At 51.5% G+C, this 711-nt stretch carries 1 rRNA gene; it reads right to left on the reverse strand.

Annotation, left to right across the window (positions count from 1 at the left end):
* Positions 1-700 (reverse strand): 23S ribosomal RNA (locus tag AC1TPB_RS24915); the annotation flags it as partial.
* Between the last annotated feature and the right edge of the window lie 11 nt (positions 701-711).

Here is a 711-nt window from a genome sequence, read left to right on the forward strand (position 1 = left end):
GCGCCCTATTCAGACTCGCTTTCGCTGCGGCTCCGTCTTTCCAACTTAACCTTGCACGTAATCGTAACTCGCCGGTTCATTCTACAAAAGGCACGCCATCACCCAGTAATAGGGCTCTGACTTTTTGTAAGCGCACGGTTTCAGGTTCTTTTTCACTCCGCTTCCGCGGTGCTTTTCACCTTTCCCTCACGGTACTGCTTCACTATCGGTCACTAGGGAGTATTTAGCCTTGGCAGATGGTCCTGCCGGATTCCGACGGGGTTTCACGTGTCCCGCCGTACTCAGGATACAGTTCGGAGAGTGTCGACTTTTGGCTACAGGGCTTTTACCTCTTCTAGCGGGCCTTTCCAGACCTCTTCGCCTAACCTACACCTTTGTAACTCCGTATGAACTGTCCTACAACCCCAAAGAGCAAGCTCTTTGGTTTGGGCTAATCCGCGTTCGCTCGCCGCTACTGACGGAATCACTTTTGTTTTCTCTTCCTCAGGGTACTTAGATGTTTCAGTTCCCCTGGTATGCCTCTATCTGACCTATGTATTCAGTCAGAAGTAACAACCCATTACGGCTGCTGGGTTTCCCCATTCGGAAATCCCCGGATCAAAGCTTGCTTACAGCTCCCCGAGGCAGTATCGTTGTTCGCCACGTCCTTCTTCGGCTCCTAGTGCCTAGGCATCCTCCGTGCGCTCTTACTAGCTTAACCTAGTAACATCA

The organism is Paenibacillus sp. Y951 (assembly GCF_056786395.1).